Source organism: Parachryseolinea silvisoli, from assembly GCF_021190955.1.
In the GTDB taxonomy this organism is placed as follows: Bacteria; Bacteroidota; Bacteroidia; order Cytophagales; family Cyclobacteriaceae; genus Ohtaekwangia; species Ohtaekwangia silvisoli.
Window position 1 is genome coordinate 221,178 of record NZ_JAIOAO010000001.1, and the last position, 26,145, is coordinate 247,322.

Annotated in this window: 23 protein-coding genes; 16 read left to right on the plus strand and 7 right to left on the minus strand. The window is 52.9% G+C overall.

What is annotated here, in order from left to right; genetic code table 11:
* Nucleotides 1-1,485, minus strand: a complete 1,485-nt coding sequence (locus K7P01_RS00975; protein WP_267288899.1) for a lipopolysaccharide biosynthesis protein — start codon at nt 1,483-1,485, stop codon at nt 1-3.
* Nucleotides 1,486-1,595: 110 nt separating this feature from the next.
* On the opposite strand from K7P01_RS00975, the gene K7P01_RS00980 reads away from it, so the two are divergent.
* Nucleotides 1,596-2,591 (plus strand): SMP-30/gluconolactonase/LRE family protein, encoded by a 996-nt coding sequence (locus K7P01_RS00980; protein ID WP_267288901.1) that lies wholly within the window; start codon nt 1,596-1,598, stop codon nt 2,589-2,591.
* Nucleotides 2,592-2,872: 281 nt separating this feature from the next.
* Entirely contained in the window at nt 2,873-3,598 is a 726-nt protein-coding gene (locus K7P01_RS00985; RefSeq protein ID WP_267288903.1) for a head GIN domain-containing protein, read from the plus strand.
* Between the two features lie 90 nt (nt 3,599-3,688).
* On the opposite strand, the gene K7P01_RS00990 is transcribed toward K7P01_RS00985, so the two are convergent.
* From K7P01_RS00990 to K7P01_RS01005, 4 genes are all read right to left on the minus strand, one after another.
* Nucleotides 3,689-4,129 (minus strand): carboxymuconolactone decarboxylase family protein, encoded by a 441-nt coding sequence (locus tag K7P01_RS00990; RefSeq protein WP_267288905.1) that lies wholly within the window; start codon nt 4,127-4,129, stop codon nt 3,689-3,691.
* 61 nt (nt 4,130-4,190) lie between these two features.
* The gene (locus K7P01_RS00995; protein ID WP_267288907.1) at nt 4,191-4,766 is read right to left on the minus strand and encodes a Crp/Fnr family transcriptional regulator; all 576 of its coding nucleotides are present in this window, start codon (nt 4,764-4,766) and stop codon (nt 4,191-4,193) included.
* Nucleotides 4,767-4,780: 14 nt separating this feature from the next.
* Nucleotides 4,781-5,974, minus strand: coding sequence for a DUF5009 domain-containing protein (locus K7P01_RS01000; RefSeq protein ID WP_267288909.1), 1,194 nt, complete (start codon nt 5,972-5,974; stop codon nt 4,781-4,783).
* A gap of 12 nt (nt 5,975-5,986) precedes the next feature.
* Entirely contained in the window at nt 5,987-8,554 is a 2,568-nt protein-coding gene (locus tag K7P01_RS01005) for a family 20 glycosylhydrolase (protein WP_267288911.1), read from the minus strand.
* 477 nt (nt 8,555-9,031) lie between these two features.
* Between K7P01_RS01005 and K7P01_RS01010 the strand changes: the two genes are divergently transcribed.
* Nucleotides 9,032-9,358: an RNA recognition motif domain-containing protein gene (locus tag K7P01_RS01010; RefSeq protein WP_267288913.1), complete on the plus strand. Its 327-nt coding sequence runs from the start codon at nt 9,032-9,034 to the stop codon at nt 9,356-9,358.
* Between the two features lie 174 nt (nt 9,359-9,532).
* Here the strand turns inward: K7P01_RS01010 and K7P01_RS01015 are convergent, their stop codons facing one another.
* A complete protein-coding gene (locus K7P01_RS01015) occupies nt 9,533-11,989 on the minus strand; it encodes a ligase-associated DNA damage response DEXH box helicase (protein ID WP_267288915.1) in 2,457 nt (818 codons plus the stop codon).
* A 105-nt stretch (nt 11,990-12,094) separates the two neighbouring features.
* On the opposite strand from K7P01_RS01015, the gene K7P01_RS01020 reads away from it, so the two are divergent.
* The 9 genes from K7P01_RS01020 (at nt 12,095) to K7P01_RS01060 (ending at nt 19,565) form a co-directional block, all read left to right on the plus strand.
* The gene (locus K7P01_RS01020) at nt 12,095-12,961 is read left to right on the plus strand and encodes a MerR family transcriptional regulator (protein ID WP_267288917.1); all 867 of its coding nucleotides are present in this window, start codon (nt 12,095-12,097) and stop codon (nt 12,959-12,961) included.
* A gap of 232 nt (nt 12,962-13,193) precedes the next feature.
* Nucleotides 13,194-13,694 (plus strand): RNA polymerase sigma factor, encoded by a 501-nt coding sequence (locus tag K7P01_RS01025; protein WP_267288919.1) that lies wholly within the window; start codon nt 13,194-13,196, stop codon nt 13,692-13,694.
* A 3-nt stretch (nt 13,695-13,697) separates the two neighbouring features.
* On the plus strand, nt 13,698-15,179 hold the full coding sequence (locus K7P01_RS01030; protein WP_267288921.1) for a phytoene desaturase family protein: 1,482 nt from the start codon (nt 13,698-13,700) through the stop codon (nt 15,177-15,179).
* Nucleotides 15,180-15,184: 5 nt separating this feature from the next.
* Nucleotides 15,185-16,021, plus strand: coding sequence for a phytoene/squalene synthase family protein (locus K7P01_RS01035; protein ID WP_267288923.1), 837 nt, complete (start codon nt 15,185-15,187; stop codon nt 16,019-16,021).
* Nucleotides 16,021-16,545 carry an isopentenyl-diphosphate Delta-isomerase gene (idi, locus tag K7P01_RS01040; protein ID WP_267288925.1) on the plus strand — a complete coding sequence of 175 codons (525 nt, stop codon included), beginning with the start codon at nt 16,021-16,023 and terminating at the stop codon, nt 16,543-16,545. The genes K7P01_RS01035 and idi overlap by 1 nt, the downstream gene beginning before the upstream one ends.
* A gap of 14 nt (nt 16,546-16,559) precedes the next feature.
* Complete coding sequence (locus K7P01_RS01045; protein ID WP_267288927.1) at nt 16,560-17,903, plus strand: cryptochrome/photolyase family protein; 1,344 nt, start codon at nt 16,560-16,562, stop codon at nt 17,901-17,903.
* Nucleotides 17,900-18,358 (plus strand): SRPBCC family protein, encoded by a 459-nt coding sequence (locus K7P01_RS01050; protein ID WP_267288929.1) that lies wholly within the window; start codon nt 17,900-17,902, stop codon nt 18,356-18,358. Before K7P01_RS01045 ends, K7P01_RS01050 begins: the two co-directional genes overlap by 4 nt.
* Nucleotides 18,359-18,360: 2 nt before the next feature.
* Entirely contained in the window at nt 18,361-18,855 is a 495-nt protein-coding gene (locus K7P01_RS01055) for a sterol desaturase family protein (RefSeq protein ID WP_267288931.1), read from the plus strand.
* Nucleotides 18,856-18,878: 23 nt separating this feature from the next.
* Nucleotides 18,879-19,565 (plus strand): lycopene cyclase domain-containing protein, encoded by a 687-nt coding sequence (locus K7P01_RS01060; RefSeq protein ID WP_267288933.1) that lies wholly within the window; start codon nt 18,879-18,881, stop codon nt 19,563-19,565.
* A 66-nt stretch (nt 19,566-19,631) separates the two neighbouring features.
* Here K7P01_RS01060 and K7P01_RS01065 read toward each other — a convergent pair whose 3' ends face one another.
* Nucleotides 19,632-20,378 (minus strand): hypothetical protein, encoded by a 747-nt coding sequence (locus K7P01_RS01065; protein WP_267288935.1) that lies wholly within the window; start codon nt 20,376-20,378, stop codon nt 19,632-19,634.
* Nucleotides 20,379-20,767: 389 nt separating this feature from the next.
* On the opposite strand from K7P01_RS01065, the gene K7P01_RS01070 reads away from it, so the two are divergent.
* The 4 genes from K7P01_RS01070 to K7P01_RS01085 all read left to right on the plus strand — a co-directional run bounded on the left by K7P01_RS01070 (nt 20,768) and on the right by K7P01_RS01085 (nt 26,100).
* Nucleotides 20,768-22,072 (plus strand): NAD(P)/FAD-dependent oxidoreductase, encoded by a 1,305-nt coding sequence (locus K7P01_RS01070; RefSeq protein ID WP_267288937.1) that lies wholly within the window; start codon nt 20,768-20,770, stop codon nt 22,070-22,072.
* Between the two features lie 3 nt (nt 22,073-22,075).
* Entirely contained in the window at nt 22,076-24,028 is a 1,953-nt protein-coding gene (locus K7P01_RS01075; protein WP_267288939.1) for a KUP/HAK/KT family potassium transporter, read from the plus strand.
* 298 nt (nt 24,029-24,326) lie between these two features.
* Nucleotides 24,327-25,127, plus strand: a complete 801-nt coding sequence (locus tag K7P01_RS01080; RefSeq protein ID WP_267288941.1) for a phosphatase PAP2 family protein — start codon at nt 24,327-24,329, stop codon at nt 25,125-25,127.
* Between the two features lie 349 nt (nt 25,128-25,476).
* On the plus strand, nt 25,477-26,100 hold the full coding sequence (locus K7P01_RS01085) for a TetR/AcrR family transcriptional regulator (RefSeq protein WP_267288942.1): 624 nt from the start codon (nt 25,477-25,479) through the stop codon (nt 26,098-26,100).
* Nucleotides 26,101-26,145: the final 45 nt, after the last annotated feature.

The window sequence follows — 26,145 nt, forward strand, 5'->3', positions numbered from 1 at the left end:
TTATTTTAGTATTTTAAATGGGTCAATCAGTTTTACTTCGTTGCGGTACGCTACGTACAACAACCCGACACACAGTACACCATAGCCCAGGTGCACGGGTAAAGGATAATGTACACCCAACAATGGCTCGCCCACCACGATGACGGCAAACATCAGCAGTGGTGCAATGAACAATTTAAAGGCATTGAAGCGCATGGCATAGTCGTCCTTTAAATTAATCCACAGCAGCACCAGCTCGAACGCATAGGCTAATACCGCCGATACCACGACACCGTATAACTGCCACCGGGTAATGAGCACGACCATCAGGCCGATCTTCAATGCCGAGACAAAAATATTAATGACGGTGAGCGTACCCATCTTTTTTAAGACTGTATACGGCGTGACAAAATACAGGCGCATGGCCCGGAAGATAAAGACCACGGCAATGTACGGTATATACTGCAGGGCCTCGCCGGCATAACTATCCTTCTTGACAAACAATGCTAATATGGAGGGAATAAAAGCGATGGACAGGCATAGTATCAGCAATACAACCGACACCAGGCCATAGTAATAACGATTAATTTCCTGGGTAGCAGTCTTGACCGTCTGCTCATTCATGCGCTTTACTACCTTAGGACCAATGGTACTGTTTAGTCCGTTGAGCATGAGCTCCACCGGCACCAGGCACTTGATGGCAAAGTCATACGTCGCCACCATCGAAAAGGTGAAATAGGCGGCGATCATCAGCCGGTCGAAATAGTTGATCACCCACTGTAGGACCTGGTATACAAACGCCAGGGCATTAAACCGGGCCGACGTCTGCTGCCAGGGGCTTTTGAAGTGCCATCCATATGCGCCGAATACGCGAAAGAGCACCCATAAGGTCATTAGTACACCCGCCAGCAGCCGTCCGCCTAACGGACCGACCAGGGTATTTGGAAAAAGTACCATGCCGGCGATCGACGCCGCGGCGATGATCGTAAAATTGATGACATTGGCCCACAGGTATGTCTCTGACTTCTCGCGCGTTTGCAGCAGGTTGCTGTGCACTTTGAAGATTGCCTGAAACACACCGATTCCCACGGAGATCAATCCGTAGGGATAAAATGAAAGATCTTTGTCCTTAATGAAATACGTAAAAATGAATTCACCACTCAGCGCAAAAAATACCGTCAGCGCGACACCCAGCAGCAGCATAAAAATAAACGCTGAACTGACATAGGTGCTCAGACGGTCGCGGTCGTGCTTAAGCTCATGATAGGTTACATACAACGAAGTATCAAAGCTATACGACGCGAGGATCTGCACCAGTACCGAAAACGCCAGGCAGGTCATTCCCACGCCGTACAGTTCGCCGGGCAAGTACCGAAGGTAAAACGGCACGAGAATTAGCGCACTGGCCATGGGCAGCGCGCCGGCCACGGTATAAATAAACGAATTCTTAATAAAGCCTTTGCTGACGCGCACGGTGCCACTGGTATAGCGGGCAAAAGTAAGCACAAACCCCCGAAGATCACGCCCCGGCGCAAAAAACCTGCCTCCCTCTTGGAGGATATCCCGATCGGGCTTACTTTACCAGTACAATCGTTTGATGCCTAACCTTAGCCTGTATGAAATACGTAACCCTATCCGCTATGTTTCTTCTCCTGGCAGCTTGTACTTCCAAAGAAACCGGTCCCATTGGCACCGTAGAACGCCTTGACCCAGCCCTGGACGCCATTGTACAACGGGGCACACAGCCAGAGGTGATCGCCTCGGGCTTTGAGTGGAGCGAAGGCCCCCTCTGGCTGGAAGAGACCAAGACACTGATCTTCTCGGACGTGCCCAAAAACACCATTCACCAGTGGTCGGAAGGAAAGGGTGTATCGGTGTACCTTACACCCTCCGGCTATACCGGCGAGACACCCCGCGGTGGCGAGATGGGCTCCAACGGCCTAACGCTTAGCCTGGATGGAAAACTGGTACTCTGCCAGCACGGCGACCGCCGCGTAGCGATGATGGCCGCGCCGCTTAACAACCCGCAACCTAACTTTGTTACCCTGTCTGACACCCTCGGCGGCAAAAAGCTCAATAGTCCCAACGACGCCGTCTATCGCCCGAACGGCGACCTATACTTCACGGACCCGCCCTACGGCCTGCTTACCCAGTCCGACCAGGACAGCGCGAAAGAGACACCTATCAATGGCGTCTACCGCGTGTCGCATGGCAAGACCACGGTCGCGGTAGACTCGCTTACGCGTCCGAACGGCATTGCCTTTCTGCCCGGCGGCAAGACGTTCATCGTCGCCAACTCCGACTCGAAGAAAGCCATCTGGTACGCGTTCGACATTGCCGACAACGACTCGATCGTAAATGCCCGGGTCTTCTATGATGCCACGAAAGCAGCGGAGTCCGAACAGGGACTGCCCGACGGCCTGAAGGTAGACAAGCAGGGTAATATCTTCGCCAGCGGTCCGGGCGGACTCTGGATCTTTAACAGCGCAGGCAAGATACTGGGCAAGATCAAAATGCCGGTGCCGGTATCGAACTGCGCCCTGACGGCTGATGAGAAAACCCTGTTTATGACGGCGGATATGCACGTGGTACGCGTACATTTGCGTGACTAAGGGCAAGCCCTGCACTTTACCAGATCTTAAAACCGCTTTTCCGGATGCATGCTGTCAACCAAATAACCCCTGAAGTACTGCTTATTATGTGCATCGGCGGGATTGCTTTTATCCTGATATTCAAGGCCATATTCCGCAAAGGGAGGTAAGGTTTGTGGCTGTTTGCCACAATCGACGGCGAATCCGGCGATCAATGACGCTTTTAATCGTCAGGATGATTTTATAATTTCAACGGGGGGATCGTTATTTAACCCCAGAACATTTCAATGATCAAATTCTGTATGAAAAAGACACTTGCTCTCTCCGTAGCCTTTTTACTGGCCGTCGTGACGTTTGCTCAAACTACCAAAAAGGTCCTGGAACTGCCTGAGTTCAAGGGCATCTATGTAAACTCCAATTACACCGTTTACCTGAAGCAAACCAACAAGCAGGAGGTTACTGTAGAAGCCCTGACCGAGATTTTTTCGGTGAGCGATATCAAAGTAGAAAACGGCATCCTCATGATCAACATCGAGCGCAAGCCCGAGTCGCCGAACAAAAGCCTGTGGGCCAAGATCGACGACATCAAATTAAACCCTACCATGAAGCTGTACGTCAGCGTAAAAAGCATCAACGACCTGCAGGTGAACGGTGGCGGCAAGATAATCTCTGAAAACTCGATCGCCGCGGACTACGTAACGCTCGGGGTAAACGGCAACGGCGCGATGGACGTCGATATCAAAGGCAACACGGTAAAAGCTGAAGTGAGCGGCTCGGGCGTATTGACGTTGAAGGGCTATGCTACTTCGATCGATGCTTCCGTAAGCGGCTCCGGCGCTATTAAAGGCTTTGCCTGCCCGCTGGAAACTGCGAAGGCTAAAGTTACCGGCAGCGGTACCGCTGAGCTGAATGTGGCCAGCAACCTCGACGCAACCATTCAAGGCAGCGGCAGCATCAAACACAAAGGAAACACGAAGACCGCTACCAAGAAGATCTATGGATCGGGCACGGTGGACCGGGCTTATTAGTACAGCGTGAGTGTGAGCGCGAGAGTGAATACCGATACACTGTTTCCTTCCTCGCTCTCACACTCACCCTCACACCCACACTGCCCTCCCCTACCGTGGGATCGGCATATGCGTACTAATCGCAATCCTATTCCACGCGTTGATCAATACAATCGCCATAATAATCTGCGCAATTGTCTCCGCGCTAAAGAACTTCTCAGCACCTTTATAGGTCTCATCCGTCACCCCTTTCTGGTGAATGAGCGTAACCTCCTCGATCAATGCCAGGAGCGCTTTCTCTTCCGCTGTAAAGAGGTCCGTCTCGCGCCAGGCGCTGAGGACGAAGAGGCGTTGTTGGGTCTCTCCCAGTTTCAGGGCATCCCGAGTGTGCATGTCGAGGCAGTAGCTGCAGCCGTTGATTTGAGACGCGCGGATTTTGATCAGCTCTTTCTGGATCGGCGTCAGGTTGATTTTGCTTAAGGCGGTGACAAGGCCTATCATGCCTTTTTGGCCTTCGGGAAATGCTTCGGCGATTTTTACTCTTTGTTCCATAGCTGTTGTGATTTGATGGATCAAAGGTATCGGGCCACCCGATGGGAATTCTTAAACAGGTTTAAGATCGTTTCTTTGCGCGGATTTCGCTCAGATATTCGGGTGTAAAGCCCAGGAAGGATGCCAACAGATATTGGGGCACCCGTTGCACGAACTCCGGGTATCGCCGGGCAAAGTTCAGGTACTGGTCTTCGCGGGACAAGTTATACTGCCCGCGAATGCGCTGCTGCGAGGCCGCGTGAGCACGCTGGTGCATGAGACGAAAGTAGCGCTCGAGTAACGGGTATTGTTGCAGCATTTTTTCCTGCGCCTGGTAATGCAAGGCCAATACCTCGGCACGCTCGACGGCCTGAATGGAAAACAGGCCGGGCTTTTGGTGGGAGAACGAATCGTAGTCGGCCATCCACCAGTTCTCCAGGGCAAACTGGATTGTCTTCTCGTCGCCCTTGTCATTGATATAAAACATGCGCAGGTAGCCTTTCACCACGAAATAATTCGAGTGACAGACGTTACCTTCCACCAACAAGTTCTCCTTCTTTCGGAGGTGCATCGGCGTGAAGTATGCCAGTATCCCGGACATGTCTTCCTCCGGGATACTGACAAACTTTTGAATATGTTGTTGTAAGGCGGATTGCATAGCCACTACGTTGACTACAGCTGCAACCTGATCCTGAGCTTATTCAACCCGATCACGAGGGCCATGACGGCCACCGCAAACACCATGGACCACACAATGCCGACCACCCCTTCGTACAGGAAGCCGGGAAAGTGCGTATGGAACAGGCGCAACATGGCGTACAAGATAAACGGTATGATATACGTCAGCAAGGGGTTGGAGGCCGCGGGTTTAAAAAAGGCCGTCCAGCGACTGACGTGCTTCAGATCGATGAGCCAATACAGGAATGTGAAGATGACACAGCAGATCGCCGCGCTGTAGAAAGCCCAGGAAGGCGTCGCAAAGATCTTCGAGATTTTATAGTAGGGTCGCGCCAGAAAGGCCGCCGCCACCAGGATAAGTGCAAAAGCAAGCACTTCCAGCAACCGGCGGTCGTTGGTATGGGCATGCTTGCGGTCAAAGAATATGAGCGATGCTGTAATACCGCAAAGCACGATCGCTGTATGGATGGCGTGTCCCATCTGGCCGACAATCCAACCCAGTACAGGTACCTCGCTTACGACTCCAGCTTTCCCCAGTATATACAGTCCTAAACACAGCAAGATTCCGGCGCAGATTCCGGCCAGCTTACCGCGCACGAGCTGGTACCACAGGCAGGCTACCAGGTACGCCCAGCCGATAAGGCCAAGGATTCCCCACCACTGTGGTGTCATCGAGCCCGTGCCGTCTTCGCCACCACGGTACAGCCACGCCAGCACCAGCAGCAATACGGCACCCGTCGCCCGGAGCGTATAGACAACCGGCTTGCTCAGGGAAGTATAAACATTCCAAATCAGGATCACGCCCACGTAAAACAACAGCGACCACAGGGCCAGCGGTATCGCCATGGCCGCTTCGTTATAGCCGCCTTCGGCGTTGACCATAAAGAAGCCCAGGACCAGCAGGCCCAGGGTGCGGAAGAGTATGTGGGCGTTTAGCTGACCCACGCTGTCGCCTTTGGCCCGGCGACTGGCAATAGCGAAGGGAATGGACATTCCGACAATAAACAGGAAGGCCGGAAACACCACGTCGACAAACGTCATGGCATCGGCTGTCGCCGGCACGTGTTTCATCCAGGCCGGTATGCCCTGTACACCGGCCAGCTCGTTGACAAAGATCATGACCAGGATCGTAATGCCGCGAAAGGCATCGATCGATAACACGCGTTGGGTTGTTAGGGAGTTTTGCATGGGGCTATCGGTTTAGGGGTTCTTAACAGTACTGGTCTTTCCCGCACGACCGCGGGTGTTGAATGCTTTTATTTTAATGTCGCCTTTGACGGCAATGGGTGCCGTATAGGCCTGGCTCTTTACTGTTGGCTCGGTGCCGTCCGTGGTATAGCGCAGTGTAAAGCCCGGCAGTTGTTGGTTCAACACCACCTTACCGTCGACCACAGTCGCCCCGGGCGAAGGTATGCGGTATTGGAAACCACCGGCATAATAATCCAGGCGTGGCAACTCACGGCTGCCGACGGTTGTCGCAAAGGACGACCAGGCGTCCGCGTACAGCGCCTCGCTGCGGGCCGGATCTTTCTCCGTAGCCCACGCCGGGTCTGCGGCCCAGGCGCGTTCCGCCAGGCCCAGCATCTTCGGCAGTATTTTATATTCCAACTGCTCCGGACCACGCACGGTCTCGGACCAGATCAGTCCCTGAATACCGACGATGTTTGACTTACCATAGTCCGTCAGCCGTTCTTTACCAATAAAGATCGAACGATCCAACGGATTGCCCAGACGGTCTTCTTTGGTATTCTTGAAATAGTCGTATGGAATAAAGTAGAAGAGCTTATCGACATCCACAAACGCGCCCCAGTAATATCCGGGCTCGTCAAAGGCTTTATATACCGACATGTCGAAGTACATATTGCTCACGCACGATAGCACGACCTTATAGCCGGCGTTGGCGAGGCGATAAGCCAGATCTTCCGAGCCCCAGCCTATGGAATTGTTCCAAACATCTACCTGAAAGCCCTTCTGCACAAAGTCGGGGTTGGGTATAGCATGCGGGTTGCCGTCAAGTTGTGTTTTGCGCATGGCGATCTCTTCCCAGCCATACATATACAAACCCTTGCTGGCGGCCATTCGGCTTACTTTACCATAGAAGTAATACCACAGGTCGCTGGTTGTTTTGATCGCGGGCTCGGCCGCCATGAGCTTCTTCACGGCGGGAGACTTCTCCCACACACCCGCGGGCACTTCGTCACCGCCGTAGTGAACCGTTTTGAGCGGTGCACCGGCTTCTTTATACATGGCAACCAACTCGTCGGTCACTTTTTCGAGGAATGTATAGGTGGACGGCATGGCCACGTTAATGACGTTGTCCGTCCAGCCCTGCACCGAATGGTATTCGGAAGCGTCTTCCGGATCGCTCAGCAGGTAGCGGGCGGCCTCTTCGCGTCTTCCCTCCTGTTGTAAGCGCTTGTGGCGAACGTTCATCGCGACCACGGCAGCGCGCGCATGGCCCGGTGTTTCCAACTCGGGAATCACTTCGATATGCCGCTCGGTGGCATACTTCAGAATCTCGATATAGTCCGCGCGAGTATAATGGCCCGACCCTATCCGGCCGTTCACATCCGGGCCGGAGCCAAAGGATGGCTGCAGGTAATCTTCGCCCGTTACGGTGTGCCCGCGGCGTGCGCCGATCTCGGTCAGCTCCGGCAAGCCGGGTATTTCCAAACGCCACCCTTCGTCTTCCGTCAGGTGAAAGTGCAACACGTTAAGTTTGTACAGCGCCATCAGGTCGAGCAGCTTGAGGATTTCTTTCTTCTCCTGGAAGTTGCGGCAGACATCGATAAAGAAAGCACGGTGTCCAAAGCGCGGAGCGTCTTGTACTGTCGTTTCCGGAATGCGAATGACATTCGCGGGTGCGGCCCACGCCGTTGGCGGTATCAGGGTCTTCAACGACTGTATACCATAGAATATACCTTTGGCGGAACCTGCCGTGATGATAATCCCCTCTGCCTTTACTTCCAGGGTATAGGCCTCTTCGGGCATAGCCTTCTGTTGCAATACGATCTTGGCGGCACCCCCGGAGGCTGCTGACAAGAGCGGGCGTTTGCCCAGCAAGGTGGTCAGCTCGCCGGCCAGGTAGCTGGCTTCGCGTTTAAAAGCCGCATCGGCCTGGATGGGTACTTGCGGCGTGAGAATAAAGGTACCCGGGCCGCCGCGGTAGGACACGGGCGTCGGGAAAATGGGCACTTGTTGTTGCGCGGGTACGTCGTGGTATAGCTTGTTTTGTTCGTATAGCACCTGTGGTGTGATGAGTCCGATCTTGTCGGCTTCAAAGCGGTTGTACTGGCGCGGCTCGGTGGACGGCAGAACGGTATAGTTTGTTACCGGCACACCCACGGCAGGTGCATCCTGCCAGACCAGGTATAATCCGGCGGGCGCATCGGTATAATTGATCACCCAGTCGTGTGCCACGAATTCTACGCGAACGGATTTACCGGCGGGTAAGCCGGCAAAGTCGGCTTGCGGCGTGAGGCGGAACAAGTCGCCATTCAGGCGCTCGACGTTTACCCCACCCGTGGTGGTGCCGGCGATGGGGGTACGGATAAAGTTGAAATAGAGCGTCCACCCCTCCCTGGGTAAATCTGTCTTGCCGGTGTTGGTGAACGTGAAGGCCGAGAGGAATTGGGTTTTGCCCTGGTAGTTGTTTTCGACAATCTCCCAGCGCACCTGCAGGTACCGGGCATCAAAGCCTGGCGCTGCCACGGTGGGTACTGCCAGGGCCAGGACCAACAGCCAGGCAGCCAAAAATGTTCGTGTCATATTGGGTTATTCGGTTAGGTCGGCGAATATGCGGAATTGTATTCTATCAAACTATCGTGTGCGCATGTGTCTGCAAGCATTATCGTGCTTTTGCCGGAACACACGGTGAGGTGCACTGTGGTGGGCTTACGTGGTTCCGGACGACGTCTGTCGTGTAGGGGGAACGATGTATTTGCTGCTTTTGGCGCGTCCGGCGCAACGGTTTGAAAAACGTGATTTATATCTTCCAAGGTCTATTCCGCCGACGGTAAAAAAGGCGGAATAATGGGTATCAACAAGGCACCAGAATTGTCCGAAACACCGAAAAAGCTGCGTTTTTGAGCTGGAAACGAGGAAAAGTGGCAAAATTTGAAAATTCAAAAAAATCCTTACCTTGCATATGTTAATTGTCACGCTTACTTAAAACCCCTCTATGTAGTTTGCAGGTTAAGTTTGCCAGTTCACACAAACTAATTTCTCATTTACTATTTTTCAACAATGAACATTTACGTTGCCAACATCCCTTTTAAGGCGTCCGAGCAGGAATTGAAGGGATTATTCGAAGAGTATGGCGAAGTTTCTTCTGCCAAGATTATCATGGACAAAGTAACGCAGCGCAGCCGTGGTTTCGGTTTTATCGAAATGGCGGATGAGTCTGCAGGTCGTCAGGCTATCACTAGCCTTAACGGATTCAACTTCCTCGGCAAAACCCTGGTTGTAAACGAAGCAAGACCGAAGACCGATGCTCCCCGCAGTGGCGGTGGTGGCGGCTACAGAAGCGGTGGCGGTGGTGGCGGTGGTTATAACCGCAGAAATGACTATTAATCCCCAATGGAAATACAAACAATGTCCTGGCTCCCCGTCAGGACATTTTTGTTTAAGCGCCCCCTGACAATTACGTTACGTCATTATTAACTGTTATTAATACACTATAACTCAAAGAAGCCACTCGGCTCATAGTTTTCCTACATATTTCTTCACGAAGGTACATGTCGTGCATCACGATTCGTCGTATTCCACTACCATCTTGCGGATGCGGTCTTCGATCTTCTCGGTCGTCAGCTTTTCACGCATGCGGTCTACCATGATGGGGAACGCGAACGGCGTTGGTTTCGGTGGATAGGTGATCATGATCTTTTGTCGCGCAATGCGGTCCAGCGCCCGGCGCAGGCGCGCCTCCTCCAACTGAAAGTCCATCACTTCTTCATACGCCTGCCGTAAGAGTAGGTTGTGCCCCTCGTAGTCGTGAAAGACGTTAAAGAACAACTGCGACGATGACTGCAGGTGGCGGTCCTTTACCGGCTTGCCCGGGTAGCCTTTGAACACCAATCCTGAAATGGCGGCGATGTCGCGAAACTTGCGGCGGGCCATTTCCGTGGCGTTGACACTGGCCTGAATGTCTTTGAGCAGGTCGGTCGTACCGAGTACATCGGTCTCGAGGGCTTCTTCGATCGGAATGGGCTGATCTGACAATAGCTCGAAGCCATAGTCGTTCATGGCAATCGAAAAAGTGATGGGCTGAATCTGGGCAATGCGATACGCCACCAGGGCGGCGATACCTTCGTGCACAAACCGGCCTTCGAAGGGGTACATGATCACGTGATACCCTTCATCACTCTCAAAGTACTCTACCAGAAAATCACCCGCACCGGGCAAGTGTGAGCGCTGACGTTGCAGGTCGAACAGCGGCTTTAAGAATTTTAACTCTTCGTCGTGCTCCACACCGCGCACAACTTCATCGAGCTTGTTGCGTATCAGCTCGCTCATCTGCGACGACAGCGGCATACGTCCCCCCTGCCACGACGGCACCCGACCGGACTTTTTGTTAGACTTGCGCACCTGCGCCACCATGTCCTTGACACGTACCAGTTCCAGGTTGCGGCCCGCAAACCAAAATACATCGCCGGGACTCATGCGTGTTATAAAGTACTCTTCGATTGTGCCCAGGTATTTGCCCGACAAAAACTTGACGTGCATGGAGCTGTCGCTCACGATCGTACCGATCGACAATCGATGGCGCATCGCAATGGCCCTGTTCTCGACGCGGTATATACCGTTTTGCAATACAACCTTGCGATATTCATCATACGCCTGCAAGGAGTCGCCGCCATGGGTGAGGAAGTTCAGCATCCAGAGCCACTCGTCGTCGGTCACGCTGGCAAAGCTAAAGGTGCCGCGTATTTCGGCCAGCGTGGTGTCGGCCTCAAAACCATCTGACACGGCGAGTGTCACCAGGTATTGCATCAACACATCAAACGAACGGATATAGGGCAGCCGGTCTTCGACTACCTTGCGGACGATCGCTTCGCGTATCGCGGCTGCTTCGATAAGCTCCAGCGAGTGCGTCGGTACAAAGTATATACGGCTTACCGCGCCGGGCTGGTGACCGCTGCGGCCGGCACGCTGCAGGAAGCGCGCAACACCTTTCGGCCCACCGACCTGCACGACTGTCTCCACGGGACGAAAGTCCACGCCCAGGTCGAGGCTGGAGGTACAGACTACTGCCTTGAGCTTGCCCAGGTGCAGTTGCTCTTCTACCCAGTTGCGCAACTCCTGGCTGATCGAACCGTGGTGCATGGCCATGAGGCCCGAAAGCTCGGGCGCTTTGTCGAGCATCTTTTGATACCAGATCTCGGCAAATGACCGCGTATTGGTAAAGATGAGCGTCGTCTTACTGTTGCGTACGATCTCAATTACCTTCTCCAACAATACTATCCCCAGGTGACCCGCCCACGGCATGCGCTCCAGCGTGTCGGGCATGACCGAGATCACTTCGATTTTTTTATGAATGTCGGCGCGGATCACGCTATAGGGACGCTGGTGGTAATAATTACCAAGCAGTGCCTGCAAGGCTTCGTCCATGTTACCGATCGTCGCCGAGATGCCCCATACCTTGAGTGCCGGCACGACCGTCTTGAGCCGTGACAGGGCCAGCTCTACCTGTACACCGCGTTTACTGCCCATCAGCTCGTGCCATTCATCGGCGACTAATACCTTCAATTCTTTGAAGAAATCAGCATAGCCCTTCGACGCCAGCAACAAGTGCAGGCTTTCGGGTGTCGTGATCAGGAGCTCGGGTGGTTTGCTGCGTTGTGCGGCGCGGTCTTTGGTGGACGTGTCGCCGGAGCGCACGCCGATGCGCCAGGGCAGCTCCAGCCCGTCGATCAGGCGGCGGGCCGATAGCTCGATCTCTTTGGACAGTGCGCGGATGGGCGTGATCCAAATGGCTTGCAGTCCGTTATTGCGGCGCGTCTTATAATCATCGGGATGATTGCGTATATACTCCAGCATGACCGGCATCAGGAGCGAATAGGTCTTGCCGCTGCCAGTGGGCGCATTGACCAGACCACTACTACCATCCAGGTACGCCTGCCACGACTCTTCCTGAAAAGGAAAAGGGCGCCAGCCCTGCGCGGAAAACCAGTCTTTTGCTATTTTTAAAACCTCCACCGACATACCAAACCAGGGTTGGGATCAGGAATATAGAACATCGCGCAGATAATGACAGATAAAAGAAACATTTTTGGGCTTCCGTGGTTTTTAGAACGGTAATCAGCGGTTATGGGTAAATATTCAATCAAGGAACTTGAAAAGCTCTCCGGCATCAAAGCGCACACAATCCGTATCTGGGAGAAACGTCATAAAATAATTGCGCCAGCCCGCACCACCACCAACATTCGGTTTTACTCGGACGACGACCTCAAGAAGCTGATCAACGTTTCGCTGCTCAACAACAACGGCATCAAGATCTCGCGCATTGCCGACATGAGCATGGATGAGATAAACCGCAAGGTGCTTGAGATCAGCGAGCTGCATAATGATGCCGCGGTGCACATCGATCAACTGGTGCTGGCCATGATCGGCCTGGAAGAAGAGATCTTTGAAAAGAATCTGAACACACTCATTTTACGCTACGGTTTTGAGAAGACCATCGCTGACATCATCTATCCCTTCCTCGAAAAGATCGGCATCCTCTGGCAGACACAGAACATCACGCCGGCGCACGAACATTTTATCTCGAACCTCATCCGTCAGAAGATCATTGTCGCCATCGATGGCCTGACCCTTCCCCCCAAGGGAACGCACAAGGCGTTGTTGTATCTGCCCGAAGGCGAGATGCACGAGCTGGGCCTGTTGTTCTATAACTTCCTGGCCCGCAAGGCGGGTTATCGCACCTACTATCTGGGCCAGAACGTGCCCTATGAAGACCTGGTCAAGATCGTGGAGATACACAAGCCCGGTATACTGATCACTATTATTACCAGCCCGCTGACGGGCAGCCTCGAAGCGTATTTCAAAAAACTCTCGGCCGACTTCCCGAACGCTACTGTGCTGGCATCGGGTGTGCAAACCACCCGGTTTCACGGCGAGAAGGTGGGCAATGTGCAGACGTTTACCACACCCACCGAGCTCCAACACTTCTTCTAAGCATACTTAAAACACACCGGAAGCCGGAAAATACCCTGATTTACGTAGGCGGGAATGGTCTTTTCCTGTGTAAATTATAGATGCTACAGGCGCCTACCGTCTGCTTTGCCATCATATGCTCAATTCACTTTGTTTAGTTTTTAAAACAAAAAACTAAACAAAACATTGCTTAAAGTCGGTCTTTCTTTATATTTGTTGATATAAATTAGGTGTTACTTAAACAAAAAAGACCATGACCGCTGTTGAATTCACCTATCAGATTGCCCGTTTGCGGCCTACGCTGCAAATGTTTACGCGCCGATTCACCCGTGACCGTGAGGAATCACATGATCTGGTGCAGGACACAATGCTCAAGGCTCTGTTATACCGCGACAAGTTCCGCGACGATACAAACCTGAATGGATGGCTCTTTACCATCATGCGGAATACGTTCATTAACAACTACCGCCGCACAAAGCGCGAGCGCACCAGGCACGATGGCACCAAGGAGTTATATTTCCTCAACGTAGAGGAAGAACACACCTTTGCGCGGCCGCAGGAGCGTATGCAGTTCCAGGAAATCTGGCGCAACGTGCACGCCATTAAAAACGACCTGCTGATGCCGTTTAAGATGTATACCACCGGGTATCACTACCACGAGATTGCCGAGCAACTGGGCATTCCCATCGGCACAGTGAAGAACCGCATCTTCCAGGCGCGTAAAGAAATTCAGAAAAGATTGCCGGGGTACTAAACGATGGAGCGTGTAGCAGTGATCGGTTCCGGTTTTGCCGGGTTGTCAGCAGCGTGTTTCCTGGCCCGTGACGGCTTTGAGGTAACGGTTTTCGAAAAGAACGCCCAACCCGGTGGACGCGCCAGCGTGTTTCAGGCCGATGGCTTTACGTTTGATATGGGCCCAAGCTGGTATTGGATGCCCGATGTATTCGACCAGTTCTTTGGTGAGTTTGGCAAAAAAACCGCTGACTACTACACGCTCGAGAGACTCGATCCCTCCTACCGCATTGTGTATGCCGCCGGCGATGTACTCGACGTACCCGCGGGTGTAGAAGCCCTGTGCGATATGTTTGAGCGGGTGGAGCCCGGCAGCAGCAGGCACTTGCTGCGCTTTTTAGAAGAAGGCAAGTTTAAATACAACATTGGCATGCGCGACCTGGTATACCAACCCGGCCTGTCGGTGCGCGAGCTGTTGCGGGCAGACGTGATAAAAAATACCTTTCGCCTGCACGTATTCCAATCTATTTCGGCATACATCCGAAAGTTCTTTCGTAACCCGCGGCTTATACAGCTACTGGAGTTTCCGGTGCTTTTCCTGGGCGCATCGCCAGAAAAGATTCCCGCGCTATATAGTCTCATGAACTATGCCGACATGGCGTTGGGCACCTGGTACCCGCAGGGCGGCATGTATCGCATCATTGAAGGCATGACCGCGCTGGCCCGCGAGCTGGGCGTGCGTTTCGCCTTCAACAGCCCGGTAGAAAAGCTAGTGGTGGAAGGGTCGGAAGCCACCGGCGTAGTCGTGCACGGCGAATTCCAGGCATTCGACTATATCGTCGCCGGCGCCGATTACCACCATGTGGAACAACACCTGTTGCCCCCGTCACACCGGCAGTATAGCGAGGCCTATTGGAAAAAGCGCGTGCTGGCGCCGTCGAGCCTGATATACTTTCTCGGCATCGACAAAAAGCTCCGGGGGCTGCTGCACCACACGCTGTTCTTTGACGAAGACTTTCGCCTGCACGCCGCCGAGATCTACGACCGGCCGCAGTGGCCGTCAGCGCCGCAGTTCTATGTTTCCTGCACGTCGCAGACAGACCCCACGACAGCGCCCGCCGGCTGCGAGAACCTTTTTATACTGATTCCCGTCGCCCCGGGTCTGACGGACACAGCCTCGATCCGCGAGCACTACCTGCAGCGCGTGCTGACACGCCTCGAACAGCTCACGGGACAATCCGTGCGTGAGCATATTGTTTACCAACGCAGCTATGCCCACCAGGATTTTATACAGGACTACAATGCGTTTAAGGGAAATGCTTATGGTCTCGCCAATACCTTGTGGCAGACGGCAAACCTGAAGCCTTCCATGCGAAACAAAAAGGTGCGTAACTTGTTTTATACAGGCCAGCTTACAGTACCGGGCCCGGGTGTGCCACCCGCCCTGATATCAGGCCAGGTGGCCGCGCGTGAGCTTATTAAAACCCATCAGGAATTTGTACATTAATTGTTATGAAGCAGCTCTTTGATCATGTTTCGATCCGGTGCAGCCGGCTGACAACAAAGGCTTATAGTACCTCGTTCTCGCTGGGCATTCTGTGCCTGGGCAAAGGGCTGCGCGACCCGATCTATTCCATCTATGGATTTGTGCGCTTTGCCGACGAGATTGTCGACTCCTTTCAGGACTATGACAAAGTCACGTTGCTGGCGCGCTTTCGCGAAGAGACGTATCGCGCCATCGACGAAGGCATCAGCCTGAATCCTATCCTGAACAGCTTTCAGCATGCTGTTCGGCAGTACCAGATTGACCGGGAGCTGATCGACCAATTCCTCCACAGCATGGAAATGGACCTGACGCATGTAGATTACACGCCAGAGAAGTTCCAGGAATATATTCTGGGTTCGGCCGAGGTGGTGGGATTGATGTGCCTGCGGGTATTTTGCCAGCACAACGACGCGCTGTACCAGCAGCTGAAGCCTTCCGCCATGCGGCTGGGCGCAGCCTTTCAGAAAATCAACTTCCTGCGCGACCTGCAGGCCGACTTTAGCGGCATGGGGCGCTCATATTTTCCAGGCATTGACTTGCACAGCTTTAACGACACGTGCAAGGCAACCATTGAAGCCAGCATCGCCGACGACTTCCACGCGGCGTACCTCGGCATCAAAAAACTGCCACGTTCCGCACGGTTGGGTGTATATGTCGCGTACGTATATTACCTTGCCCTCTTTCGGAAGATACGCAACACGCCGTCGGCGCTGGTGATGAAAAGCCGCATCCGCATTCGAAACCGGCACAAGGCCCGGCTGTTGGCGTACTCGTATGTAAAGCATCAACTGAATTTGATCTGATGGAACATGTGATATTGGTAAATGAGCAAGACGAAGCCATCGGAACCATGGAAAAAATGGAGGCGCACCGTACGGGCGTTCTGCACCGTGCCTTCTCCATTTTACTTTTTAATTCCAAAGGAGAAATACTGCTGCAGCAACGCGCCCTGGGCAAATATCACAGCGGTGGCTTATGGACCAACACCTGCTGCAGCCACCCACTGCCTGGCGAAACGATGGAAGCCGCCACCCGCCGCAAGTTATACCAGGAAATGGGCGTCGATCTGCAACCGACATTTGCTTACAAGTTCATCTACCGCGCCACGCTGGACCACGACCTGATCGAGCATGAATACGATCATGTGTATACGGGTTTTTACGATGGCGAGCCCGCCATCAATCGCGACGAAGTAGCCGACTGGAAATACATGGACCTGGTCTTACTGCGGGAAGATATGCGGCTGCACCCTGCAGACTATACGTACTGGTTCAAGCTGATCGTAGAACAAGGTCTGGAAATCCGGAGTGTCAGTCACACATCCTGACCAAGCGCTAAACTTTGAAAAAAAAGACCTCCCCTTTTTCTGCTACCGCGGCCGGCACCATCGACAACGACACCACCATCTTCTGGTTTCGCCGCGATCTGCGTCTGTCTGACAACGCCGGGCTATACCACGCCCTGCGCGACAACAAACACGTCGTACCGGTATTTATTTTCGACACCGTGATACTTGAAAGGCTGGAAGAGCCCGAAGACCGACGCATAGAGTTTATTTATCAAACCCTGACCGGGTTAAAAAAAGAGCTGGAAGAGCTCGGCACATCCCTTGTCATTTTGTACGGCAACCCGGTAACACTGTACCAGTCGCTGCACCCACGGGCGGTCTATACAAACCATGATTACGAGCCATACGCCCGCGCGCGTGATGGTGCTATTCACGCACTGCTCGAAAAAAAAGACATTCCATTTTACACCTACAAAGACCAGGTGATCTTCGACAAGGATGAAGTGGTCAAAGACGATGGCAAACCTTATACGGTCTTTACACCCTATAGCCGCAAGTGGAAGGCCATGCTCACGCCATTCTACCTGAAGCGTTATCCCGTGGAAAAATATACGGGCAACTTTAAGAAGATCAAACCCCAGCCTTTCCCTGCGCTGGAAGTCCTGGGCTTTCGCAGCACGGGAGCATCCTTTCCGGAACGGGTGATTCGTACCGCCATCATTGAAAAGTATGACCGTCAGCGCGACTTCCCCGCGATACAGGGTACCACACGTTTGAGTGTACACCTGCGCTTCGGCACAGTCAGTATTCGCAAGCTGTGCCAGGTGGCGCAGCAGAAGAACCAGGTGTGGCTGAATGAGCTTATCTGGCGTGAGTTCTATGCCATGATCTTGTGGCATTTCCCGCAGGTGCGAACCCAATCCTTTAAGCCAAAGTACGATCGCATTGCCTGGCGCAACGATCCGGTGGAGTTTGAGCGTTGGTGTACTGGACAGACAGGCTACCCCATTGTCGACGCGGGCATGCGCGAGCTCAACACCACGGGCTTTATGCATAACCGCGTGCGCATGATCACGGCCAGTTTTCTGACCAAACACTTGCTGATCGACTGGCGCTGGGGCGAAGCGTACTTCGGTCGAAAGCTGCTCGACTACGACCTCGCCTCCAACAATGGCGGCTGGCAGTGGGCGGCGGGCTCCGGCTGCGATGCAGCACCGTACTTCCGGGTATTTAATCCAGAATTGCAAACAAAGAAATTTGACCCGGACCATGCCTACATCAAAAAGTGGGTACCCGAATACCAGACCGACGCGTATGCCCGGCCCGTGGTCGAGCACGCCCTGGCGCGCCAGCGTGCGTTGAATACCTATAAAAAAGGATTGGGATCAGCATCATGAAAATTTATTCTATAAAGCAGGTACAGGTAGTACCCATTACGTTGCCCGAAGCCTGGGACTTCTTTTCTTCGCCGCGTAACCTGGCGATCCTTACACCCGGCAAGCTTAACATCCGCATACAGCATATATCCGGCTCGGAGAAAATGTATGCCGGACAGCTGATACGCTACAAGATCAGCGTGCTGCCCGGCATGACCACCGACTGGCTAACGGAAATCACCCACGTGCAGGAGCCTGACTTTTTTGTAGACGAGCAACGTTTTGGTCCCTATGCGCTGTGGCATCATCAGCATACCTTTCGCGCGGTACCGAGTGGCGTAGAAATGACGGACGAGGTGCACTATGCCCTTCCCTTTGGAATTCTGGGCCGATTCGCCCATTGGCTGTTTGTGAAGCGGCAGCTAAGTACTATTTTTGATTACCGCCGCCAGGTGCTGAACCGGCATTTTGCATAACAATGGATACCCTGACCATCATATTGTGTGCGCTGATCGTGATCGGAACGTTTTTGTTCTGGGAGTTCGTCGCGTGGTTTACCCACAAGTACATCATGCATGGTTTTTTGTGGATCTGGCACCGCTCGCACCACACCGTACACGACCACGCGCTCGAACGCAACGACTGGTTTGCCGTAGTCTTCAGCCTTCCTTCCATCGGTTTGTTTTATTACGCAACCCTGGTAACGTACAATCCATACCTGATCGCGGTGGGGCTCGGCATCCTGTGTTACGGCATCTTTTACTTTATCTTCCACGACATCATCGTCCACCAACGCCTGCGTTGGCGGCCGGCCAAACGCAGCCGCTACCTGCAACGGATGATCCATGCCCACTACGTACACCACGCCCGGCATACCAAAGAAGACTGCGAAGCCTTCGGCTTTTTATATGCTCCCCCGAAATACGAGCCCGGGAAATTTGAGTTTAAGAAAGAACGCCGGGAGACGCAATAATTAACACCCCTATTAAAATCATTTTGAACCCGCACTATCTTTACTTACTGCTCGACCTGCTTTCGCTTGCGTTTCCGTTCCTGTTCAGCTTTTACCGGCCGGCACCGTTTTACCGGCAATGGAAATATCTATGGCCTGCCATTCTGATCCCCGCCATTCTCTTCCTGGTGTGGGACGAGGCCTTTACCCAGGCGGGCATCTGGGGCTTCAATCCCCAATACCTGACGGGCATTATGGTGGGCTCTTTACCACTCGAAGAGATCCTGTTCTTTATTTGTATACCGTATGCCTCTGTGTTTACCTACTTCGCGCTGACACACCTGGTTGAGCGCGACCATCTCTTTCCGCACCAGGAGCTGATTTCCAGCGCGCTGATCATCGCCATGCTGGTCATCGGCATGTATCACCTCGAGAAACTGTATACCGGCATGACATTCGTGGGCCTGGGGCTTTTCCTGGCATTCCAACTGTTAAAGTTGCGCCCGCGGTATATGGGCCGTTTTTACCTGGCCTTTGCGGTAATCCTGATTCCGTTCTTTTTGGTCAATGGCGTTCTGACGGGTTCCTTTATTGAAGGCGAAGTGGTGTGGTATAATGATGCGCACAACCTGGGCATTCGCATGGGTACCATTCCGTTGGAGGATCTGTTTTATGGTATGCTGATGATCCTGATGAACGTCTCCATTTTCGAGTGGCTGCGCCAACGGTAACAATAGCGCAATAAAAAAAGCCCCCTGTCTGCACAGAGGGCTTTTTTATTATCAACTGGTAAGAGACTAGATCTTCTTTTCCAGCTCGGTGATTTTTTCCTGCGCTTCGTTCTTGCCCATCGACAGCGCTTTTTTGTACAGCTCGACAGCCTCTTTCAAAGTTTCTTTCTTCTTGCGGGGAGCCAGCTTGGTGCGGTTAGCAGCTTCTTCCACGGCCTGGGCACGGGCAAAGTATGCGTCGGCTTCGGTCATTTTGCTTTGGATCATCAGCTCCTGCACGCGGGCTTCGATCAGCGCGAGCTCTTGTGTTTTTGCTTCGATTTGTGACGCCTTGTCCGACAGCTCGGCTTCCTGCATGCTCACGGTAGAGATCAGGTTCTGGTTTTCGCTGCGGTATTTTTCCACTTGCTCTTGCAGTTGTACGATCTCCTGGGTTTTGTTTTCCAGGTCTGCCTTCAGTTTTCTCAGAAGCTTAGCATTTGCATTGTTCTTGGAGTTAGAAGCCGTTACCGTTTTTTCCAGGTCGTCGATCTTCTTTTGTGTGTCACGCACATAGCCGTTGATGTCTTTCATACGCGATGTATAATCGTCGTAGGTAGTGCCTTCTACCATGTTTACACGAAGCAGTTGGCGGCTGGCATCGATGGAATCCATCAGCACACCTACTTCGGTCAGGGTATTGGCCATTTTCTGGCTGGTCTCAAGTTCTACTTTCAGAGAATCCACCTGAGTACGCAGTTGATCCTTCTCTTTTGTATCACACCCAAAAACAAGGGCGGCAAGCGGCAATGCAAAAACTAAATTTCTAGTCATAACTCGTTGATTTTAGAGGTTATAGAGCAAAAGTACAGTTGATTTTGCTGTCAAACGGTTGCACTACCACAAATTATTTTTGTTATACGCCGAATTGCCATTAGCGGCGACCTGTAGCCGCGGTGTATCCGCCGCAACATTACCGGGTTTTTCTTTTTACCCTTCCCGGAAGGGATTACATTTGCCACCGTTTTGCAACCAGTGGGGGTAACAAAGCACTTTCGGCAATACGCGGTGGCATATTTTTTTACGTTGTCACGCGATTGTTCCGGGCGGCCGGCATTACCCCTCTCCCCCATGGATGCGTTCTCACCAGATGGGCAGAGGGAAATGTGAGATTTTAGGAAAATAATAGCGGTTTAGACATATACACTTTTCCGGATACACACATGCCCAAACTGATAAACACTCGTACCCGTATTGTCGATGAGGGCAAACCTCGTATTATCGTCATCGGTGGCGGCTTTGGCGGGCTGGAAGTCGTGAAAGGCCTCAAAGGTTTCAAAGCGCAAACCGTACTGTTCGACAAGTATAATCACCACTGCTTTCAACCTCTGCTATACCAGGTAGCCACCTCGGGACTCGAGTCAAGCTCGATCGTGTTTCCGTTTCGTAAGCGCTTTGGTCCTCAACGCGACTTTTACTTCCGGTTAGGAGAAGTAACTCAGTTAAAACCGGAAGAAAATACTATTGAAACTTCGATCGGCAGTATAAAATACGATTACCTGGTACTGGCCAACGGTGCCACCACCAACTACTACGGCATGAAGGACGTCGAAGAGCACGCCATGCCCATGAAGACGATCGTCGACTCGATCAAGCTTCGGAACCTCATCATACGCAACTTCGAAACAGCCCTGCTGACCGACGACCCGGAGCTGGTCAATAGCCTGATGGATATCGTGATCGTTGGCGGCGGGCCGACCGGTGTTGAACTGGCGGGCGCACTGAGCGAGCTGAAGAACCACGTCTTCCCCAAAGACTATCCCGAACTGGAAATGAGCCAGATGGACATCCACCTGGTAGAAGCTACCCCCAAACTGCTGAACGGTATGTCGGAGGCTGCTTCTAAAAAGGCGCTGGAGTATTTACAGCACATGGGTGTAAAAGTACACCTCAACTGCGCTGTAAAGTCGTACGATGGTCACGAGACCATGTTCAATACCGGCGAGCGGCTCATTACACGTACCATGATCTGGGCAGCGGGTGTGAAAGGCCAGCCCGTGCAAGGCATTGCCGCTTCGTCGCTGGGACGTGCGGCGCGTATTACTGTAGACGAATACAACCGGGTAAAGGGCTATGAGAACATCTTCGCCATTGGCGATGCGGCTATCATGACCGGCGACGCGGGTTTTCCCAATGGCCACCCGCAAATGGCGCAGCCGGCCATTCAACAAGGACGGCTGCTGGCCGCAAACCTGCGCCGGCTGATTAGTAACAAGCCGCTCAAACCATTCAAGTACAAAGACCTGGGGTCCATGGCCACCATCGGGCGCAACCGGGCTGTGGCCGATTTGGGCAAAGTGAAGCTCAAAGGATTCCCGGCCTGGATGGTTTGGATGTTTATTCACCTCATCTCCATCATCGGCTTTAAGAACAAATTCTTTGTCTTGCTGAGCTGGCTGATGAGCTACTTCTCGTACGACAAGAGTAACCGCTTGATTATCGCCCGTCCCAAAGACGGCGTACAATAGTATATGGCTAATTCATCTGATAAACACCTGACGCCATTATCCGTTGGCGGCGTACTGGTCTCGTTGGGCATCATTTATGGCGACATTGGTACCTCACCGTTATACGTATTCAAGGCCATTGTCGGCACACAAACCATCGATCAGGACCTGATCTTCGGTGGGCTGTCCTGCGTATTCTGGACATTGACGCTGGTCACGACGATCAAATATGTATACCTGGCGCTGAACGCCGATAACAAAGGTGAAGGTGGAATATTCGCCCTCTACGCATTGGTGCGCCGGTATAAAGCCGGGTGGGTGATCTATCCAGCCATCATCGGTTGTTGTACGCTGATTGCCGACGGGTTTATTACACCCGCCATCTCGGTGTCCTCGGCCATTGAAGGCTTGCGCATCCTCAACCCTGAAATTCCCACGGTCACGATTGTGATCGTGATCCTGGCAGCCCTGTTTGTCTTCCAACAGTTTGGTACCAGCGTGGTGGGCAAGATCTTTGGCCCGATCATGACGGTTTGGTTCTGTACGATCGCCGTGTTCGGCATCATGCAGTTTTACGATCACCCGCAGATCTTCCAGGCGCTGAACCCGTACTACGCCTATCACCTCATAGCGGAATATCCCAACGGCTTCTGGCTGCTGGGCGCTGTGTTCCTTTGTACGACGGGGGCCGAGGCGCTCTACTCCGACCTGGGCCACTGCGGTAAAGCCAACATCCGTGTAGGCTGGACGATCGTGAAGGTGGCATTGCTCTGTAACTACTTCGGCCAGGGTGCCTGGCTGCTCGACCACCAGGGCACTGTACTGGGCGAGCAGATTCCCTTTTATGCAATCATTCCGCGCGACTTCCTGATCTTCGGCATCATCATCGCCACCCTGGCGGCCATCATCGCCAGCCAGGCGTTGATCTCGGGCACGTTCACCCTGGTGAACGAAGCCATGAAGCTGAAGCTGTGGCCGGCCACCCGCGTGCGCTACCCCAGCCAGGTGAAAGGCCAGATCTATGTACCGGCGATCAACTGGATCTTGCTGGTGGGTTGTATAGGCGTGGTGCTCATCTTCCGCGAGTCGTCACGGATGGAAGGAGCCTATGGGCTTGCCATCACCATCAACATGCTGATGACAACCTCCCTGCTGGTGTTTTATTTTATTACCACCAAAAAATCGAAAGTACGTTCAGCCATCATGGCGGTGATCTTCTTTTCGCTGGAAGGCATGTTCCTCTTTTCCAACCTGGACAAGTTCCACCATGGAGGTTGGTTTGCGTTTAGCATTGCCTTCCTGTTCTTTCTTATGATGTATGTACTGCTGCACGCGCGCCGATTGCGCGACCGGCATACCGAGTTTGTCGACTTAAAACACTACGTGGGCATGCTGCAAGATCTGCAAGCTGATAACACGGTGCCGAAAGAAGCAACCAACCTTGTATACCTGGCCATGGCCGACAGCAAGCGCTACATCGACTCCAACATTATCTACTCCATCTTCAAGAAGCGCCCGAAGCGTGCCGATGTATTCTGGTTTGTGCACGTCGATACGGTAGACAATCCGTTCACCAGCAAGTACGTGGTCGATACGATCATTCCGCGCAAGTGCTTCTTTGTGCGGATCAAGCTTGGGTTCAAGACCGATCACCGCGTGAATCTGTTGTTTAATAAGATCATTCACGAAATGGCCGACGCGGGTGAAATAGATCTCACCAGCCCCTATCCATCGCTGCACAAGTACAGCATGATGGCCGACTTTAAATTTATCATCTTACACTCGTGGGCGTCGTCCGACAGTGAGATCTCGAGCTTTGACCGGTTGATCATTCAGGGGTATCGCCTGCTGAAAGAATACAGCTTGTCTACCGAAGAATTGTACGGCATCGAGGCGGCCAACTTAGAACTGGAGCGCGTGCCGATCCAGGTCGGACCGCAGGCGCGCGTCAAGATCAAGCGGGATCGCGAGGATTAAGCAGGAAAGCCATAGTACCACAAACGTTTTCGAAAACCAGCCGGGCATGGGAACCAATGCACCGGCTGGCTTGTTTTTCACCCCATTAACACAATATTTCACGATGACAAAAATCTGCTCCCGCCATGGCGTTGAGCACAGTAGAATATTGTATATTAGGGAGTTATAGGGGAATTGACGCGTGCAGAGAGGAAGCTGGGATTTACCAACCCTTGTACCTTTTGGGTAGGAATTACAATCGTAACCATAGTCTGCAATAACGTATCTTTGGTATACGTTTTGCCAACAATAAATGCGCATGAAACTAACCCCTGCAGTACTCCTCCTGTGTTTGGCCTGCCCGCTGGCGAAGGCTCAGTACAATCAGCACTTTGCTGCCCGTACCAAGCCCACTGCTCCGGCAAAGATTGACCTATTTATGCAAGAGAAGGCCGTAGCGGCCGAACCGGTAGCGCCCAGCAAAGGCCTTGCGCTGTGGCAGGCTGCGCGCGTGCCCACGATCCTGATCGGTTTGGGCGTATACTCCACCGTCCGCCGCGACGTCATTAACCGGTACCAGGTGCGCGAGGAACGGAACGAGCACATGCCCAACTTCCACAGCACAGTCGACAACTATCTCATGCACGCTCCGATTTTGGTCGTGTATGGTTTGAACGCTGCCGGCGTAAAAGGCAAACACGACTTTCGCAACCGCACGCTGCTGCTTGCAAAATCAGAAATGATCATGGCCGCCCTGACATTCTCCTTCAAGAAAGTGACCAACGTGTCGCGTCCGGACGACAGCAATAACTTCTCCTTCCCGTCGGGCCACACCGCCCAGGCGTTTGCCACGGCCACTTTCCTGGCCAAGGAATATGGCGACCAAAGCGTTTGGTACAAGATCGGCGCATATAGTATGGCCACTACGGTAGGTGCCATGCGCATTTTGAACAACCGCCACTGGGTGTCAGATGTGCTGGCCGGTGCCGGTATTGGTATCTTATCTACAAACCTGGCGTATCTCACGCACCAGTACAAGTGGAAGAATAAGAACAGCAACCTGACCGTGCTGCCAGTGTATTCAAACGGCCCCGGGGTGTACGTCGGAATGAAGCTCTAGGATTTTCAATAAAGGATTACGAAAGCCATCCCATTGGGTGGCTTTTTTCTTTCCCGGCCAACAATTCCGGGCAGAGGCCGCGCTCAAATCTGGCGCAGGTACTCGCCAGCTCCCGAAAAATTCACAGCTACCGGGGTGGTACTTCGCACCTACCATTCACCCCATAAACTGTCATTTTCCATAAAAGCCACCGTTTCTCTCCGTTCTTCTGAGCATCTTTGCCGCTCTGGCCTGTCATTCACCCCAAAACACGGGGGTGAACAGCGATCTGCCAGCGAAGGAAACTTTCTTGGTTTTCTTTGCAACTATAATTAACTTTACACCGTTAAGTAAGTAACCACTGAACAATATGTCCATCGCCGAAAGAAAAGAACGTCAGAAAATCGAGTTACGGGCTAAGATCCTGGACGCGGCGCGCATGTTGTTTCTGGAGCAAGGCTATGAGCAAACCTCTATCCGCAACATTGCGGACAAGATCGAATACTCCCCGACAACCATCTACCTCTATTTTAAGGACAAGGACGATGTCTTTTATGCCCTGCACCAGGAAGGCTTTGCGCTCCTGCGGCAGTTCATACGGCCACTGGAGCACGTTTCTAACCCTTTCGAGCGCCTGAAGGCCCTGGCGAAGGTCTATACCACCTTTGCCATGGAAAATACCGAGTTCTACGACTTGATGTTTACCATGCCCGCCCCGATGAACGCCTTACAGAAAGAGGAATGGACGGAAGGCGACATGGCCTTTGGTTTCCTGCTTCAGACAATCCGCGACTGCCAGGCGATCGGGTATTTCGAGGGTATGGACACCGAGGTCCTCTCCTACACCGTCTGGTCGATGGTGCACGGCATTTGCAGCCTCGAGATCCGTGGCCGATGCAGCAAAGTACTTAGTGACGCTACGCATGAAAATATTGTCGCCAAGGCTACCGCCCAGGTACTGCATATTCTGGAAAAAATGAATCCACCCCGCTAGACTAAAAAAATTTGTCTTACGACTTAACAGTGTAAACTAAATAAC